The following is a 2,132-nucleotide window of genomic DNA, read 5'->3' on the forward strand; positions in this document are numbered from 1 at the left end:
CGCCGCGCAGCTGGCATCCGGAGTCTCCCTGTCCGAGGACGGCGCGGCGCAGCTCGCCGACGGCGTGGGCCAGGTGGCCTCGGGCACCTCGTCGCTCGCCGGCGGTCTCGACACCGCAGTGGAGCAGCTGCCGACCTACACCGACGCGCAGGCGACGAGCCTCGCCGACGTCGTCGCCGATCCCGTGTCGGCGACCGGCGTGAGCGACTCGCTGTTCGGCGTCGCGGCCGTGCCGCTGCTGGCCATGGCCGTGCTGTGGTTCGGCGGTCTGGCCTCGTTCGTGGCGTTCCAGGCCGTGTCGGCTCGCGCATTGACGAGCCGCCGCCCCTCGGCCCTGGTCGCCCTGCGCGGCTTCGCCCCCGCGGCCCTCGTCGGAGCCGTGCAGGGTCTGCTGGTCGCCGCGGTCGTGCAGGTGGCATCCGACTACGACTGGGGCGACTGGGCGGTGTTCGCCCTCGTCTGCGTCGCCGCGGGCATCGCATTCGCGGCCGTGCACCAGGCGCTGGTCGCCGTGTTCGGCGGAGCGGGGCGCTGGGTCGCCGCCGTCGTGGGTGCCCTCGCGCTCGGGGCGAGCATCGTGTCGACCGTCCCGCCCGCACTGGCCGCCGTCGCGTCGCTGCTTCCCACCGCGCCGGTGTACGACGCGATGCTCGGCGCACTGTCGTCGGCCGGCGGGGTCGGGGCCGGCGTCGCCGGTCTCGTCGTCTGGGCGGTGCTGTCGCTCATCGCCACCACGCTGATCGTGGTGCGCCGCCGCACGACCACCGCACGCGCCGCCGCCCAGCCCGCCTGACCCGCGCCGGCGCGCGCCGGTCCGCGCCGTGCGCCCGCGTCGGCCCGGGCGGTGCGCCGGTCCGCGCCCGCCTGACCCGCGCGGCGCGGCGGGCGCGCTGCCCGCGGGCCGGCGGTCGCACACCGAGTGTCCGAAACACCCGGACGTCTTTCGAGGGCGTCCGGGTGTTTCGGACACTCGTTCGGGTGCGGAAGCGAGGGCATGCGCCCGCGGGGTCCGGCGCCTCCTCCCCCGAACCGATATCGCCCGGTCCGTCCCCAGAAGTGTGCCCACCCGCGGCGAGAAGAGGACCGCCTGCGATGAAGTCGTCGCATGAAACGGCAGACTCTTCCTCGCGAACTCGGACCCGCGTTCACCGTGAGCGAGGCCCGGAGACTCGGAGTCCCTCGTGACCGGCTCGCCGCGTCCGACCTGCGCGCTCCGTTCCACGGCATCCGAACAATGGCGGAGTCAACTGCCATCGACGTTGTGGCTCGATGTCGCGCTTACGAACCGCGTCTGACCTCGGCGCAGTTTTTCAGCCACACCACGGCGGCCGCCTTGTAGGATCTCCCTCTCCCCTCGCCCCACCCGTCGGATCTGCATGTCTCAGCTCGCCCGCCGGCACGAGAACCGAGAACGCGAGGTGTCGTCGGACATCGGCTCGACGTGGCGTCTGACTTCCTGACGCTCCGTCACGGTCTTCCCGTTCCCACACCGGCCGAAACGTGGGCAGAACTCGCGTCGCTCCACGGCGTCGACGATCTGGTCGCGGTCGGCGACGCCATCCTCACCCGACGGCTGGCGGATGACGCCGACCTCGAAGACGCGGCACGGCGGATCAGCCGACGCGGAAGCGCAGACCTGAGAACGGCGCTGCCCCTCCTGCGGGCGGGATCGGAGTCACCGCGAGAGTCGCTCCTGCGCCTCATCCTCATCCGAGCCGGACTACCGGAACCCGAGCTCAACCGTGACCTGCGAGATGGCGAGACAGGTCGCTTCATCGCTCGCCTCGACCTCTCGTATCCCCGGTACCGCGTGGCCGTCGAGTACGACGGACGGCAGCATGCTGACCTGCGACAGTTCCGCCGGGACGCCGACCGATGGCCAGCGATCGCCGCGCAGGGCTGGGTGCTCGTGCGCGTCGTGGACCACCACCTCCGCGACCCGGCCGGTCGCGTCGTTGCACCCGTCGAAAGCGCCCTGCGCGCTCGCGGATGGCGCCCGTAGGCCGATCGAGTGTCCAGAACACCCGGAGGCTCTTCGAGAACGACCGGGTGTTTTGGACACTCGCCGGGCCGAGGCCGCGCCCACGAGCGGCTGAGTGTCCACGACACGCCGGACCGAGATGCCGTGACCC

Annotated in this window: 1 protein-coding gene and 1 pseudogene; both read left to right on the forward strand. The window is 72.6% G+C overall.

What is annotated here, in order from left to right:
• A pseudogene (locus DBR36_RS09200) lies at positions 1-793 on the forward strand (hypothetical protein); the annotation flags it as partial.
• Positions 794-1,441: 648 nt separating this feature from the next.
• Positions 1,442-2,002 carry a DUF559 domain-containing protein gene (locus DBR36_RS09205; RefSeq protein ID WP_181373540.1) on the forward strand — a complete coding sequence of 187 codons (561 nt, stop codon included), beginning with the start codon at positions 1,442-1,444 and terminating at the stop codon, positions 2,000-2,002.
• Positions 2,003-2,132: the final 130 nt, after the last annotated feature.

Source organism: Microbacterium sp. HMWF026, assembly GCF_003061325.1.
Taxonomy (GTDB): Bacteria; Actinomycetota; Actinomycetes; order Actinomycetales; family Microbacteriaceae; genus Microbacterium; species Microbacterium testaceum_E.